14 protein-coding genes and 1 tRNA gene are annotated in these 14271 nt (G+C 55.4%); 5 read left to right on the top strand and 10 right to left on the bottom strand.

All coding sequences use genetic code 11. The features are described 5' to 3' along the window. Positions 1 to 35 precede the first annotated feature (35 nt). The 3 genes from LDB05_RS03835 (at position 36) to LDB05_RS03825 (ending at position 1961) form a co-directional block, all read left to right on the top strand. Positions 36 to 365: a hypothetical protein gene (locus LDB05_RS03835; protein WP_226006608.1), complete on the top strand. Its 330-nt coding sequence runs from the start codon at positions 36 to 38 to the stop codon at positions 363 to 365. Then, positions 352 to 735 (top strand): PD-(D/E)XK family putative nuclease, encoded by a 384-nt coding sequence (locus LDB05_RS03830; RefSeq protein ID WP_226006607.1) that lies wholly within the window; start codon positions 352 to 354, stop codon positions 733 to 735. The genes LDB05_RS03835 and LDB05_RS03830 overlap by 14 nt, the downstream gene beginning before the upstream one ends. Positions 736 to 953: 218 nt before the next feature. After that, a complete protein-coding gene (locus LDB05_RS03825; protein WP_226006606.1) occupies positions 954 to 1961 on the top strand; it encodes a hypothetical protein in 1008 nt (335 codons plus the stop codon). Positions 1962 to 2064: 103 nt separating this feature from the next. Here the strand turns inward: LDB05_RS03825 and LDB05_RS03820 are convergent, their stop codons facing one another. Both LDB05_RS03820 and LDB05_RS03815 read right to left on the bottom strand, forming a co-directional pair. Continuing rightward, a complete protein-coding gene (locus tag LDB05_RS03820; protein WP_226006605.1) occupies positions 2065 to 2319 on the bottom strand; it encodes a DUF7692 domain-containing protein in 255 nt (84 codons plus the stop codon). A gap of 272 nt (positions 2320 to 2591) precedes the next feature. Continuing rightward, the gene (locus tag LDB05_RS03815; RefSeq protein ID WP_226006604.1) at positions 2592 to 4631 is read right to left on the bottom strand and encodes a pentapeptide repeat-containing protein; all 2040 of its coding nucleotides are present in this window, start codon (positions 4629 to 4631) and stop codon (positions 2592 to 2594) included. A gap of 587 nt (positions 4632 to 5218) precedes the next feature. Here LDB05_RS03815 and LDB05_RS03810 point away from each other — a divergent pair. After that, a complete protein-coding gene (locus LDB05_RS03810) occupies positions 5219 to 5935 on the top strand; it encodes a hypothetical protein (protein ID WP_226006603.1) in 717 nt (238 codons plus the stop codon). A 275-nt stretch (positions 5936 to 6210) separates the two neighbouring features. Here the strand turns inward: LDB05_RS03810 and LDB05_RS03805 are convergent, their stop codons facing one another. From LDB05_RS03805 to LDB05_RS03780, 6 genes are all read right to left on the bottom strand, one after another. Beyond that, a complete protein-coding gene (locus tag LDB05_RS03805; RefSeq protein WP_226006602.1) occupies positions 6211 to 7830 on the bottom strand; it encodes a DUF7845 domain-containing protein in 1620 nt (539 codons plus the stop codon). Positions 7831 to 7832: 2 nt separating this feature from the next. Continuing rightward, complete coding sequence (locus LDB05_RS03800; RefSeq protein WP_226006601.1) at positions 7833 to 8129, bottom strand: hypothetical protein; 297 nt, start codon at positions 8127 to 8129, stop codon at positions 7833 to 7835. Next, positions 8126 to 8647: a PD-(D/E)XK family putative nuclease gene (locus LDB05_RS03795; RefSeq protein ID WP_226006600.1), complete on the bottom strand. Its 522-nt coding sequence runs from the start codon at positions 8645 to 8647 to the stop codon at positions 8126 to 8128. The genes LDB05_RS03800 and LDB05_RS03795 overlap by 4 nt, the downstream gene beginning before the upstream one ends. A gap of 580 nt (positions 8648 to 9227) precedes the next feature. After that, entirely contained in the window at positions 9228 to 9467 is a 240-nt protein-coding gene (locus LDB05_RS03790; protein ID WP_226006599.1) for a DUF7563 family protein, read from the bottom strand. Between the two features lie 59 nt (positions 9468 to 9526). Continuing rightward, positions 9527 to 9702, bottom strand: a tRNA-Trp gene (locus LDB05_RS03785). Positions 9703 to 9754: 52 nt separating this feature from the next. Further along, a complete protein-coding gene (locus tag LDB05_RS03780) occupies positions 9755 to 10672 on the bottom strand; it encodes a DUF5794 domain-containing protein (protein WP_226006598.1) in 918 nt (305 codons plus the stop codon). Between the two features lie 561 nt (positions 10673 to 11233). On the opposite strand from LDB05_RS03780, the gene guaB reads away from it, so the two are divergent. After that, positions 11234 to 12736 carry an IMP dehydrogenase gene (gene guaB / locus LDB05_RS03775; RefSeq protein WP_226006597.1) on the top strand — a complete coding sequence of 501 codons (1503 nt, stop codon included), beginning with the start codon at positions 11234 to 11236 and terminating at the stop codon, positions 12734 to 12736. 231 nt (positions 12737 to 12967) lie between these two features. Here guaB and cmk read toward each other — a convergent pair whose 3' ends face one another. Beyond that, on the bottom strand, positions 12968 to 13579 hold the full coding sequence (gene cmk / locus LDB05_RS03770) for a (d)CMP kinase (protein WP_226006596.1): 612 nt from the start codon (positions 13577 to 13579) through the stop codon (positions 12968 to 12970). Between the two features lie 192 nt (positions 13580 to 13771). Next, positions 13772 to 14251, bottom strand: a complete 480-nt coding sequence (locus LDB05_RS03765; RefSeq protein ID WP_226006595.1) for a cupin domain-containing protein — start codon at positions 14249 to 14251, stop codon at positions 13772 to 13774. Positions 14252 to 14271 lie beyond the last annotated feature (20 nt).

Genomic DNA, 14271 nt, shown 5'->3' with positions numbered 1-14271 from the left:
CGACGAGCGCGTGAGAGAACCGTCCGGAGGGTGGTATGATGGACCTCCGTCGACGGCTCTCGCGACACTCGGCGGATGTCGTAATCGGTCTCCTGCTCGCGATTGTCTCCGGGCTGGGAGAACTACCGGCGATCATGCTCGCGCTCAAACTGAACGTGTTCGCCCTTCCGCTCGCACTGGTCGGTGTGCTCGAGTTCCCGCTGTGGGTCTGGTACTGTATCGCCGTCATGTGGTCGTCGCAACTCCTGTACTACACAGGAACAGACGTTGCAAACGCGGTTGAACAGATCCGAGAGGTGACGGCCTCCGTCCTGATCGGGGCGAAGACCCAGCCCATCGAAACCGAGACACATGAATCGGAGTAAACGAGCGAACCACTTCGGGACCGCCTGTGAGAAACGGATGGCGAAAAAGCGTCGGTTCACCCTCGAGCGTGCCAGCTGGCACGACGCGAGATTTGGGATCGGCACGCCGGTCGAAATCAAGAGCACGATGCTCAAGCACAGCGACGGGCAGCCGGGGAATTTCAAAGTCTACAGGACATATCACGACAAGCTACGGAGTCACAACGGCTGGTATTGTTTCGTCGTCTACCGGCCGCACGGACGCTCTGGCTGTACGATCCTCAAGGATAAGATGTGCAAAGCATCGTCGTTGCCCCTGCTTCGGTGGCATGGCGGCGGCGATCACCGAGGAACCAAGCAGGCAAAGATCGCCATCGAGGATATTTTCTAATCTGCTCTGCTGAACTCCTCCACAAGTGACAGAGCTGACGTGCTGAATATAGAGGCTCGGTCCAGAAATAATCCGATAGCATGCCCCATGTTGATGTAGAACACTCTTTCACCCAATGAACAGGATATTACTACTAAGACACTTAAAAGAAAGTCATAGACACAATATATCGGCTGGAGATCTACAAAATGCTAACCTCAAATCAACTTAGACGGATGATGCAAGACGCAAAGGCAGGCGCAACAAACCTTACCTGCCCACAATGTGAAACTCCTATAGATTTCCTCGATATCCAGCGAAACAATCTACAAGATATCCACCCCAATCGGTTGTTCCCATGTCCTCACTGCCCCACAGGATTCTGGCCAGAAAACGGGTTCCTCTATCAACTCCATGGAGATATCGGTGAACAAACCTACTTCGGTAGTCCTCTCTCCCTTGGCGGTGCAACTACAGGGAATTACACAGACGTCAAAGTCGGCCACTCAAAAGAATACGGCCAACACAACCTTGACCGTGGATACCATATTGAAACAATCACGATCAGAAGTGCAAAACTCGCTGATAGCGACGAAGAACTCACTCCACAATCACTCGACGGAGCATTCACACGAGCTTCACTGGGGGACAGTGTACTACTTACAATCACTCCGACCGACAGCGTATCCGTCGCAATCAATGCCACACTTCGCGATGGGGCCGAAGAAGGAAACCCAGTCAGTACTGGCGACCAAATCGACGTCCAGTACAGATACGTGAAAGCACCAACTTCCGGGAAAAACCCACCATGGATTGACTTGCTTCGGGAGGCTGAACACGTTATTCGACGGAAAAACACGCTCGCTATGTATCCACTACTGGTCTCGTCAATGGATAATTTTCTGGTGCGACAAATGCTCTTGTACTACCGGTGGCAAGGTCAGACACTCGACGACGCAGAGGCTACGCTTGACTCCTATGGAGGTAGGAACGGCCCGAATCGGTATCAAATCGTAGAGAACGTCTTCAGTGACACACACAGTGAGGAATTGACGGACAGTTGCTATGATGGGGAGTGGGAATGGTTCTGTGAGATGAATCGAACAAGAAACAAGATTGTTCACCCTGACGCAGAATCGATGGAATCCGTGTCCCGTGATGAAGCAATTGAGTGCTTCAACAAGACATTGGACTTGATGGTCAAGATTTTCGATTTCATCTGGTTCGACGCTGAGTACGGAAAATAGGTCCCTTAGACGAAGACTTAATGATTGAACTCTGGCTGATAAGTGCTGTGTATTCAGCATAGCCGCTGAGACCTATCATCGACTGTGAGTTTCAACACAGCCTCTACTCTCGGTGGGCGTTCACTGACTGCTCTATTTCGAAGGTCACAGCTCGAGTAGAGAGTGTCTCCGCAATCTCCCGACGCTGCTCGAGCGTAAGGTCGTCCCGCTCGAGGACTTGGCGTGCGGCGGCAACCAATTTCGGCACATCGTCACACGCTGAGACGATGGCTTTCGTTTTGTTACAGCTGTAGAAGTCCGCTGCTCGGTCGATCGCGTCGTTCCGGTAGGCGTAATCGCCGTCGGTTCGGATTCGCATACTCGTACACACGAACCCCTGAATCCTAGTTTTTTCGTCTATCTCGAGCGGCCCATAGCCTATGAAACGGGAGTATCTTGTCACTCAACCCAACTCGTTGCGGGCTCGGTTGGGGCGATCGTCGCTCAATATGCACACGAGGTTCATCGTCTCGTGTGCATATTCGGGAATCGGATTCTGTCGACGTGCAACCCCAGGGGGCCGGGGGGAACAAAGACGATACGATGATTGATCACGACGATTATCACTGTGTTCTTCGTGAGTTTAGAAGATCATCGCGTCACTTTGCGACCAAGGCTGAAAACAAGTAGGGCAAGTAGGAAAGATCCAAGAAGAGACTCTATACCCGTTAATATTTGAGCTATAGGGCCAACGGGTCGATAGTTATTCCCAAGGGTAGTGAACGTGACTAAACTGAAATATAAGTTTTGCCAAAGAACCTCAACTAAATTATGGCTATTACTTCCGACTACCGATAGGGAAAGACGATCTTCTCCGTTTGTTATTCCCCCAGCGAGAGGGAAAATCAGGCCAAAGTTAATTATTGTCAGAAGAGAATACAACACTACAACCCCAAGTCGTTCTCCGTACCCGCTTGTGAATTCTAAGAAAGAATTAACAAACCATCTGTATCCTGGTTTGAGCGGATTTTTTGGGTTTGACGACTTTTCATCTGAGACATACGGAAATGTCGAGATTAGGCCTGAAGTTGCAACTTTGAATTCTTGTTTGTGTCGCTTCTTCCTATATTTCATCTCTCGAATAAAGAATTCAGATGCAGATTTGCTGTCTCCAACCTTCTGAGCGCCATTTTTCGCTTTCAAATACGTTGAACCCAATATGTCTGGATTAGACATATCAATGCTAAAACTTAGAACCTCAGGTCCATCATGTTCCTTGTCATCTGACGGATCTACTTCTAGTCTATATCGGAGATTGTCAAATTCCCGTCCAGACATAGTATGAAGAACCCAACCAGTTTCTTCTAGTTCTCTATGATATCTACTGAAATCTAGCCCATTAAAACCTGTATTCAAAAAGTAGTAGTACTGAAGCAAATCTGTACTTGACTCGGAAGATAATCCACCGGTGAGACGATCAAGAAGTGAGAAAGAGGTGGATGTTCCGGGCTTTAAGTCAATATCTCCTACTTCTGCCTCGTTAAATAAGTACATAATATACCCCTGTGAGGGCTGGTGAAGCGATCCACTAGATAATTCAGCATTCTCAAAGTCTATATTACAATGGGAGTCATGTAGATCTATATTTGTTATTTCTATTGGTCCAGAAATTGTCGCTGACTGAAATCTAAGACCCTCACTGAGGGTACTTCTGCTAATATCTACTTCCCCATAGCTTACCATTTCTGAAAAGTCCCCGAAAGATAGGAATTCTACATTAATAAGATTCACTCCTTCACTACACGTAGTGGACTTGAAATTTAATGGGTGTTCAAACGTACTATGTGGGAACCGGAGTTCGCCATCAAAATGCGCTTTCCAGAAGTTCATGCCCCAATTTTCTGGCCATTTATCTAATCCACCAGTAACAGTAGAGCTACTGAAGCTAGTCTCTCCTCTGAATTTGGACATTTGAAAAGAGGCACCCTGCTGAATTGTCCAGTCTGAAAAATCAGCCTTCTCTAGGAATTCAGACTGGGTAAAGTATGCAGTTGGTTCTACTGTAGTATTGCTAAAGTTGATATTTTCGTAGAAGACGCAATCATGGAAGCTAAGAACATCATCTGAGCTTGTTTCAAAGCACGCATTGGAAAATGATACATTCGACGTGAAGTCGACTCCATCAAACATAAGTGAGCTCTCAAAATTCGCGCCATCAAAGAGAAGCGAAGGGTGAAATGAGACATCCTTCCACTGGATCTCCCCAGAGATATGCGCATGGCGTAGGTCTAGAGTGTCTGTATTTTCATCTAAAATATCAATTTTTCCTATGTCAAATTCTCCAAAGCGTGCTCCAATTAGCTGAAGTGTTTGCTTTCTGTATGTGGGAGTTTCCGATTTTCCAGATGGTTGCTCAATTTCCTCAACTAATGATTCGAGGACCTCGTCATCATTCTTTTTATCGACTGGGAGATGAAATATACACTTAGAGTGGCCTTCTTTTCGTTTATGGGGACATCTCCAAACATTCCCTTCATTTAATTCTTGATCATATAGTTGGGCATCATTATCATGCGTTTCTTCCCAAGCACCTGGGTCGAATTCGTACTCGCAACGTTCCTCTTGCTCGGTTTCTCTCCCTCTATTATATTTTATAATCGAATCTACCCGATGAAATACTACTTTTGTCATATTTAATATGTATATCGATTATCCGCGAAGTATGTAGTGAAATCCATCTAGGGTGTCAGAAACTATATTGATTTATTTATTTCTGACGATGGAACTGTATTTGGCGAGTTAATTGCCTCCGCTTCACGTGCTTCAATGGGAATTCTGCATAAGGTGAAGAGGGTAAGATGATGTGATTTTTGTCGGTATCTACTTAGCGACACGATCTATTTGATCTGGCGAATTGCATCGCTTACTGCGAGCCCATGTTGATCCGCAATCTCGGCTGCCAAATTCAAAGCCCGTTCTTCTTCGGCGTTCCTCTATGCTCTTGGGCAAGCATTGACTGTGCATAGACGATCAACAGGTCATCTTGTGGGTGTCGCATGACGCTCCCGTTTGGCTGTGCCTTCACTAATAAACCCTCGTAGGTGTAGTCGACAATCATAGTTATCGAGGTCTCGTTTCGTCCTATCAGCGAGGCAGTTCGGCTGTAGTGTCCAATATCCGCCGACTCAATTTTTGCGAGCGCGGCGCGCGCGCTGCGCAATTGCCCTGCCCCCTTAGGGGCATTGGGAATATATACTGCCAACATTATATCATCTAACATGGAAGATTCGAGGACTAATATATTACATTCAAGGGTACTACTTATTGCTACAACGATCACAGCTGCATTTGTTGCAGTGATTGGTGGAGCAATGCTGTATGCTTCTTATCAGGCAATAATAGAGGGCCGTCCTAATCTTGCGAGTAATATTGCAACAGTTGCAAATGGAGTTACTTCCATAGGTGTTGTTGTTCTCACATTAGTATATGTGATTTATACATATGGTTTGGTGAGATCCTCGAATAATGCGCGCAAAGAAGAAAAAAGGCGAGAAAAAGAAAAGGAAAAGCGATCTAAAGAGAATTTACGAAAAGCTCTCTACTCTGAGATTACTGCTGTAAACGGAATTGAACGAGCAGAGGGCCGGGGCGCGAATGCAGCGATTCCTACAGACTTCTTTCCTACAAATGTATATGAGCCAAATGCTGATAAACTCGGTAGCTTAACTGAAGAGGAAGCAGAAAAGATTGTTCAGTACTATACAGCGGTAGATTCCTTAGATTCATGGCTCGAAATGGCTAGAAGCTATGATTTAGATAACCCTGAAAAAGTAGACGATATGATAAATTACTATATAAAAACGACATCTGTCAATAAGAGAATAGTTGTCAATGTCCTTAAGGATAATATGGAGGATACAACAGAGAAGCAGCGTAACCAGACTTCTAATGACATAAACAAACAGGAATATTCTAAAGAGAGACAGATACAGTAAAGATGGACCTCCATTTCCTGTGCTTCAACTGGAGATTTTCGCGCGAAGGTGAGGGTGGGGCGCTGTAATTTTTTGGCGCAGTCCCCTTGGGGACACCCGCCAAGGGGGCTTTCGCGCGAAGCGCGAAACGACCCCGCAGCTGTCACGGTGCGATCGCCGTGACGACCCCACCTTCGAGGCGCTGGCTCCAACCAGATTTGTCTAAGCAGGGCTGTTATTCAAGCAGACTTGTAGAAAAGAGGGAAACCGGTAGTGTTGCCACTATGCAGGCCGGTTCAGCGGTCGGCGACTGCGCCGACGAATCCGGTTTCAGTGCCACCGCCGGGCGTCTTCCAGGTGAACTCGACGCCACGGAGTTCGGTCGGATCATTCCCCGATCGGGACCACTTCTCGAGGGCTTCGCTGGCGATTGTCGCGACGTTCTCGAAGCTGTCCGACTTCAGCCGGGAGAGGATCGTATCGATCCGCATCTGCCGGGGTTCGCCATGTTCGTCGAACTCGAGGTCGGCACCGTTCTTCGCGAGCCACTCCTGGAAGGGCGACGACTCGGCGACGTGATCGGCCAAGCCCATGAGATGCTGCATCCGATCGGCGTAGCTCTCGATCGCGTACTCGGCCGACTCGACGAGCGCACGGAGTTCCTCGCGATACTTCCGGGCTCGGAACGAGATATCGCCGTGGTCAAGTTCGAGGATCTCGCCGAGGTCGTTGATCGCCCGATAGATCGTCGCAGGGTGCTTCCCAAGCTGGTCGGCGAGACCGTCGACGGTCGCACCACCGTCGGTCGCGACCGTTTCCGACACATCGCGAGCGGTCTCGCCCATGTCTCGAAGCGTCGTCATCAACAGGTGGTCTGACTTCGCCTCGAGGCGCGGTGTCGGGTCTTCGTAGAGTTCGACCGGCTGGTCTCGAGCGACCGCATCGAAGTGATCGTCGGCTATGTAGACGCCATTTCCGTCGGGACCGAGCGGGATATCTTCCCAGTGGAGCGCATTCAATAGCGTCTCCTCTATCTGCTCGGTCACTTCGTGGCGATCGGCCCACGCCCATGCCTCATTGTCGTTCATCGACTTGTTGACCAAGACTTCCACCTTCGGATGGTACGACGGGTGATCTTTCGAGACCGCATCGGGGTCCTTCAGCTGGTAGATCTCGAACTTCCGTCCGTAGGTATGGCCCGGCAAGAGTTCGCTGGCCGACGTGGGGTTCAGAAACAGCCGATTCTGGTGGTTGATGATCTCCTGATTGTCAATGTGGAGCTCGGCTTTCACGCCCTCAAGGTCAGACAGGTAGTGTGCAACCTTCTGCAGTACACCGGCCGACGAGAGTTTCTCAGCCCATTCGCGACGAATCCGAACGTACCGCTCGTACGCCCACATCCGACTCGCTTCGTGCGGTTCAGTGCGGAAGTACTCGGGATGAACCCGCTCGTTGGCGTGATCGAAGATCGCCGTGAAGAACTCCGGCAGCAGCTCAAGGCCGCGCTCGGGTTCAATGTTGCTCGTGTGGAATTCGACATCGACGCCGTCGACTTCGCCGACCTGATTCTCCCATGGGAGTTGCAACCGCTCGCCGCTCTCCCAGTGGCGCATGTTCGGGAACCGCGGGCCGATGTTGTACGATGCCTTTCGTTCGCCGTGCCCACGGCCCACGATATCCCACTCGTAGAGCCGCTCGGCGTTGATACCGTCCGACAGCCGCGGCGCGAATCCCGATTTGCTGTAGCTCACTTCGAGGTACCAGGGTTCGCCATCGATTTCGGTAGTGATCTCGAGGTACCCTTCGAAGGGAGGACCGAGCATCACCGACGACAGCGCGTCGTACGGCCCACGACCCCAATCGGGCCACTTCCAGCGACCTTCGATCTCGTGGGGCGTCGTCTCGACCTGCGACACGCCTACTCACCCCGGTCCCGCTCGCTCTCGAGCAAGCCGATAAGGATCGCCACAGGATTCCACCACGTCGCACCCTGACAGGGATAGCAGACGTGCTTGAACGACGTGCAGTCCGACGCCTCAAGGGACGTTGGATCAACCTGCGGATGCTGGTCCATCTCCTCGAGGCTCGCCCGCTTGACGCGAGTTCGGCCACAGCCTACGCAGACTGCATCGACGGGAACCCCGAACTGACCTGCCGCCGGGCTCGCCAGCTCGGCCTCGAGGTTGCGGTCGTCCCGATCGGCATCGACGCTCACTCCGAACCACCTACTGTTGCCGTCGGATCTACGCCCGCCGGATCGATCACGTGCGACCACGCGAGTTTTGCGACCTCCTGTTCCGAGCGCGAGCCGCCGACTTCGTACCACCGGCCGGCCAGCAACTCGTCGACGAGCGTCGCCGGCACGATCGCCCGGGCAACCTGCGGGAGCCCCGGCCGCGGAAGGTAGACGACGAGCAGGTACATTCCGGCCGCCTCGAGCAGTTGCTCGTGGGCTGCTCGTTTGATGTAGAACCGACCGCGGGTCGACCGACTGCCGTTACTCGTCTCTATCTGACAGCCTTTGATCTCGACCGGAACGTTCGGCTCGACGAGGACGATCCCGTAGAATGGCAGCGATCGACTCGCCTCCAGGACAGTTGTCGTCTGCGCGTCGTGCCACGTGGCGGTGTGATCGCTCACGTACTCGAGCGGATCGATCGACTGCACGATCTCGGCCTCGAGGGCGTCACCGCTGGCCTTCGAACTCTCGAGTTCCGACGCTCGAGAACTCATAGCGGGCCCTCCCGCGCGTTCCGAACTACGCGTGTACACTCCGGACAGAGCCGGCGAAGCGCGTCGACCCGGTCACCGCATCGTTCACATTCGTCGGATTCGACGAGGCGGCTCATCGCGGAACACCACCCTTCTGGCCAATCAGCCTGCTCAGTCGGCGATTGCCTAACGATGATTGGGGAGAGACAAAACTGAATTGTCGGAAGATATTATTGTTTGATCTGTATTTGATGGAGTATGCCGAAATCCGGCAAATGTCCTGCCTGCGAAAAGCAAGTAGAGTACCCTGAACCGGGAGAGAAATGTCCCAGCGAGAATTGTAACTACGATCTAGGTGACTGGGCCGAGAATTGGAGAGAGGGAGTAGCCGAGTCGTTTGGATTAGACCCTGAAGATGTAGTGTAGTATCAGCAACCGGTGTCTGATATAATTCATCACGACTCTCCAACTGGATCCTCACGCCGACTCACCTCGCGGCTCGAGAGATCGACGAACGTCCTCATCGGTCGCCTGATTGGCTGGATGAGTGATGGGCGTCTGACTCTCGACATCGTACAGCCGACTCGCTCGGACGAACCCATTACGCATCAGCCTCACCTCCGTGACGGCCGGGTGACGTCTCCGGGTCCGGAATCGCAACGTCGATGCCGGCTGCAGAGCCACGGCTCAGTCGTGCATAGGTATCGCAGTTGCCACAACGATGGGCTCGATTGTCGTCATCACCGAAAACGCGACGGAACCGGTCCGTAACGTGGTCTTCGCAATGAAGACACGTCGAGTGATCGACCGACTGCCACGGTGTGACCGTCACGCCGACCACCCCCTGTTCAGACTATGTCGAGAATGCGAGAAAAGCCTCTCAGGGCTTTTTATTTCAAATGGGGTCGGAGGGATTTGAACCCCCGATCTACTGATATCTCCGGTGCGCCTCGGAACTCCAGAGGGTCATCACACGGACACTGATCAGGTGTCCGATCAGTATATCAGTCTGGAGTGTCGTCCCGGGCGCCGTAGCCTCTGGAGTCAGCCGCCATGCCTGGCTTGGCCACGACCCCTCGAGTCTTCGTTGGAGTATCGAACCTAAAGTGGTTTCGATTCAGAATCGCCCTACAGCCACGGGGCCCGCCCCGCGGTGTCCGTCCCGTCGTCACCGTGATACGGATCGGGTTCCTCCTCGTGGTCCGGAGTCACCGGGTCGCTCGAGTCCTCGGCATCGCCGCCGTCCGCAACCGCACCCATCTGCGCTGCCGCGCTATCCGGGTCGGGGTCCGGTGCGGAACTCGAGTCCTCCTCGGACCCGCGGAACGGGAAGTCGACGGCGAAGAGGGCGGCGACGATAAGGGCAGCGAGCGGGGCTTGCCCAAAGGCCATCCCGAGCAGCGATAGCGGGAGCAGGCCGAGCGCAACGGCACTTCCGAATCGGAACCGGTCGATATCCATGTACTCCCGCAGGTACGGACCGGTGAGCGCGATCACGAGGGCGAACCCGACCCCGACGGCGGCCGCCAGCGTCCCGTGGGCGACGAGGACGGGATCGGTCATCACCGAGAACGTCGCCCCGGAGGGGTCGATGCTCGCGACCAGTCCCAGCCCGATAATCACGACGGGGTTGGGGAGGTACTCCCCGATCGTCGCGCTGGCGGTCTTGGCCGCGATGGCGAGGATGACCAGCGCCGCGAATCGGGTAATGATGACGTCGTCGAGGACGCTGCCGATCGCCGGTGCGAGCGCAGCCTGCACTGCCGCGAGGAGTATCAGCGGAACGCCGACGAGCAGGACGACTCTCGCCTGTTCGCGGGGCGTACCGTCCATCTCCGCCAGGATAACGGCGACCGTTGCGCTCCCGCCGAAGATCAACAGGCCGACCTGGATCGCGCCCAGCGGTTCGTCGAGCGCACCCGCCAGAATGAGGGCGGGGAATACACCGTCGACTAACGGCAGCATCATCACCAGCGCCAGGAGTCTGGCGTCACCCCCGACGATACGCTCCATTTGGAGCGCGACCGGGTGTTGTGACGTACTCATCGGTCAGGGTCGATGGCCGTGACCCGAGGCCGGTGGGCGATAGGACGGACGGTCCCGTACCAACTGGTCCGCACACCAGTCGATCGCATTCGGATTGGGGCCTCGTGCTGTGAGATTCGGTGTAAAATTCCCGACGGTGGCGACGAAGTCGAAGCTCGTCCGGCCAGCGGTTCGGGATTCGGCTGCACTCACAGCGAACATGCGCGGATAAACGGGAGGATTGTCAATAAACGTTGCGTGAGATAGGGTTCCACGACTCGACGTGTTTTGCGGCAGTACTGGGCAGATTCGTGCGGAAATGCACAGAGATGGAGCGCATTTGGCCAGCCTGTACGGAGACTCGCTCGAGTCGGGTCGAGCGGTCGGACTCGATCCGACTCGGAACCCGGTGACGAAAGAGGATAGGGTACTGATGGCCGGTCGCACACGCCGAATCGGACGACCAGTGCTCGAGACGGACTGTAATCGAGACGAGACGAATCTCCCGCTGAGTGGCTCGTTACCCGTTGACAATCGATTTTATCTCGCAACGCTTTTGGCCCGGGGCTCCCGACGGCTTACATGGCGAACGACGTTCCCGAGCACGAGCCCTATTCTTCGAAACTCCAGGTACCGGAAGCGCTAACGTTCGACGACGTCCTTCTCCGCCCGAAGGAGAGCCGTGTCGAACCCGACGACGCCGACCTCACGTCCCGCGTCTCGAAAAACGTCGAGGTCTCCGTCCCGATTCTCTCGGCGGCGATGGACACCGTCACCGAGAGCGGCATGGCCATCGCGATGGCACGTCACGGCGGCCTCGGTGTCCTCCACCGCAACATGAACATCGACGAGATGGTCGAGGAGATCGGCCGCGTCAAGAGCGCCGACGAACTCATCATTCCCCTCGACTCGGTCGTCACCGCCGACCCCGAGATGTCCGTCCGAGAGGTCGACGAACGGATGGCTCGACAAGGCGTCGGCGGCGCACCCGTCGTCAACACTAACGGGGAAGTCCTGGGGATCATCTCGAGTACGGACATCCGGCCCCACCTCGAGGTCAACGAGGACGACCCGGTCACCGAAGCGATGACCGACGAGGTCATCACTGCTCCCGAGGACATCGACGCCCGCGACGCGTTCGAGTTGATGTACGAACACAAGATCGAGCGGGTCCCGGTCGTCGACGACGAGAACCTCCTCGTGGGCCTCGTGACGATGCAGGGAATCCTCCAGCGCCGCGAGTATCAGGAGGCAGTCCGCGACGAGGACGGACGCCTCCGCTGTGGCGTCGCGGTCAGCCCGTTCGAGCAGGACCGCGCGGAGGCCGCAGACGAGGCGGGCGCGGACGTGCTCTTCATCGATACCGCGCACGCGCACAATCTGAACGTTATCGACGGCGCACGTGAGATCAAGGAGTCCGTGGACGCGGACGTCGTCGTGGGCAACATCGGCACGCGAGAGGCGGCCGAGGACCTCGTCGACTTCGCGGACGGCCTGAAGGTCGGAATCGGCCCGGGTTCGATCTGTACCACCCGCATCGTCTCCGGGTCGGGCATGCCACAGATCACGGCCGTCGCGCAGGTCGCCGACGTGGCCGCAGCGCACGACGTGCCGGTGATCGCCGACGGCGGCATTCGGTACTCCGGTGACGCGATCAAGGCGATCGCTGCTGGCGCCGACGCGGTCATGCTCGGCTCGTACTTCGCCGGCACCGACGAGGCACCCGGTCGCGTCGTCACCATGAACGGCAAGAAGTACAAGCAGTACCGCGGGATGGGGTCGGTCGGGGCGATGAAGTCCGGCGACAGCGACCGATACCTCAAGGACGAACCCGAGGAAGAAGACGAGTACGTCCCCGAAGGTGTTGAGGCCGCAACGCCCTACAAGGGTACGCTCAAGTCCGAACTTCATCAACTCGCAGGTGGGATGCAGTCGGGCATGGGCTACGTCGGCGCGGAAACTATCCCCGCGTTCAAGGACCGCTCGGAGTTCGTCCGCGTTTCCTCGGCCGGCCAGGCCGAGAGTCACGCCCACGACGTCGTCATCACCGACGAAGCGCCGAACTACTCGCCCGACAGCGAGTAACGACCGCGACCCCCTCGAGCGACGCGCCCCTTATTCGCAGCAGCATCTAGCCTCTAGCACACACGAACCCACGGACACCTATTTGGAAAATTCGGCAGCAAGACAGCTGTACGGCAGTAATGTTCGTCTTACCAACGGTTCCGACGTCATCGTATCCCCCGGTTCAGTATACAGCTACTCGAGGTCGATTGAGGACAATTGCAAGCGGAGAGTCCGCGTCGACCGCGACGGCTAGATGTCTATCGGTGGCGTAGTGAACGACCCCTCGTCCCGCTCTGGGTCGTACTCTTCGATCGCGGTTCGAACGAGATTGAATACGCCGGTTTTGCTCCAGCGCGCGGTGTTGATGTGCAGGTCGTAGAACGACCGGTCACCGATGTCGATCTCGTAGTACGACTGATACCGGCCGGCTTCGCTGACCTCGCGGACTCGCATCTCGGCGTCGCTTTCGCTGCGATCGTCGATTCGGGCGAGCCGGACGTCCTCCGGTGCGTCGAGCCAGATCCGCAGGTCTGCACGTTCGCCGGCGAGCCAGCCTGCCAGCCGAGACTCGAGGATGAACGGTTTGTTGGCCATCCCCCATTTCTCGGCGATTTGCTGGAGTCGCTGGTCGAGCGCGCGGTCGAGCTCGTCGGACTCGTCGGCTTTCGCGATGAGCTGGTTGAGATTCATGTCTCGATCCTCGGCGAGTTCGCGGAAGATGTCGCCGCCCGAGACGTACGGGCACCCCATCGCGTCGGCGAGGCGTTCGCAGAGGGTGGTCGCACCACAGCCCGGTGGTCCGGAGATGGTCACGAACAGCGTCGTGTCGATCTCTACGTCTGAACTGCCTTGGACGGACATACGTGTACCCACTCAGTCACTCCTGAAAAGGTTCCGGCTACGAATCGCCGGTCGGCTCTCCCGGCTGCTCGACCGGGACGAGAGAGTCCTGCCGATCGAGCGCGACCGATAGTAGTCACTCCAACTATTTACACACTGATCGCACAGCTATCGTGCGATCAGGTGTGCATTGACTTGCAGTAACTACTAGAGTTACCCGAGCGTGAACGCGTTTTCGCATCCGGTACAGGTCAGCCGGAACGCACCCTCGTCGGTGAGCGCGAGGTCGTGTCCGATCTCTTCCTCGCACTCCTGGCAGTAGACCATCGACTCGAGCTGGTCCCAGTCGTGTTTGGATTTGGGCGCGCCGAAGGCGAATCCGATAACTCGCTCGTCGCTATCGTTGTAGCCGGTCTGGAAATCGCCGGGCTCGAACCGGATTACTTCGCCCTCGTCGACGACGACCTCGCCGTCCTCCGTGTCGAACGTCGCGGTCCCCTCCTGGATATAGAAGACCTCCTCCTGATCGTGGTGCGTGTGCATCCCGCCCGAAAAGGACTCCTCGGGCTCGAGTTCGAAGTAGTTCATCGCGAAGTCCGTGAAGCCGAGCGCGTCCGAGATCGGCCGCCGAACCGAATGGACCTCCATCGGGTTGATTTCGATGTCGACGTCGTCGATCGCAACTTTCTCCATGATCCTACATTCGCCGTTCG

The sequence above is a fragment of the Natrinema salinisoli genome (genome assembly GCF_020405205.1).
Lineage (GTDB): Archaea > Halobacteriota > Halobacteria > Halobacteriales > Natrialbaceae > Natrinema > Natrinema salinisoli.
Note: the sequence above shows the minus strand (reverse complement) of the source record. Positions and strands in the feature narration are given on the sequence as shown.

Excerpts from the sequence above, each read along its gene's own strand:
- LDB05_RS03835 (WP_226006608.1), top strand. The coding sequence starts at position 36 with ATGATGGACCTCCGTCGACGGCTCTCGCGACACTCGGCGGATGTCGTA.
- LDB05_RS03830 (WP_226006607.1), top strand. The coding sequence starts at position 352 with ATGAATCGGAGTAAACGAGCGAACCACTTCGGGACCGCCTGTGAGAAA.
- LDB05_RS03825 (WP_226006606.1), top strand. The coding sequence starts at position 954 with ATGCAAGACGCAAAGGCAGGCGCAACAAACCTTACCTGCCCACAATGT.
- LDB05_RS03820 (WP_226006605.1), bottom strand. The coding sequence starts at position 2,319 with ATGCGAATCCGAACCGACGGCGATTACGCCTACCGGAACGACGCGATC.
- LDB05_RS03815 (WP_226006604.1), bottom strand. The coding sequence starts at position 4,631 with ATGACAAAAGTAGTATTTCATCGGGTAGATTCGATTATAAAATATAAT.
- LDB05_RS03810 (WP_226006603.1), top strand. The coding sequence starts at position 5,219 with ATGGAAGATTCGAGGACTAATATATTACATTCAAGGGTACTACTTATT.
- LDB05_RS03795 (WP_226006600.1), bottom strand. The coding sequence starts at position 8,647 with ATGAGTTCTCGAGCGTCGGAACTCGAGAGTTCGAAGGCCAGCGGTGAC.
- LDB05_RS03780 (WP_226006598.1), bottom strand. The coding sequence starts at position 10,672 with ATGAGTACGTCACAACACCCGGTCGCGCTCCAAATGGAGCGTATCGTC.
- guaB (WP_226006597.1), top strand. The coding sequence starts at position 11,234 with ATGGCGAACGACGTTCCCGAGCACGAGCCCTATTCTTCGAAACTCCAG.
- cmk (WP_226006596.1), bottom strand. The coding sequence starts at position 13,579 with ATGTCCGTCCAAGGCAGTTCAGACGTAGAGATCGACACGACGCTGTTC.
- LDB05_RS03765 (WP_226006595.1), bottom strand. The coding sequence starts at position 14,251 with ATGGAGAAAGTTGCGATCGACGACGTCGACATCGAAATCAACCCGATG.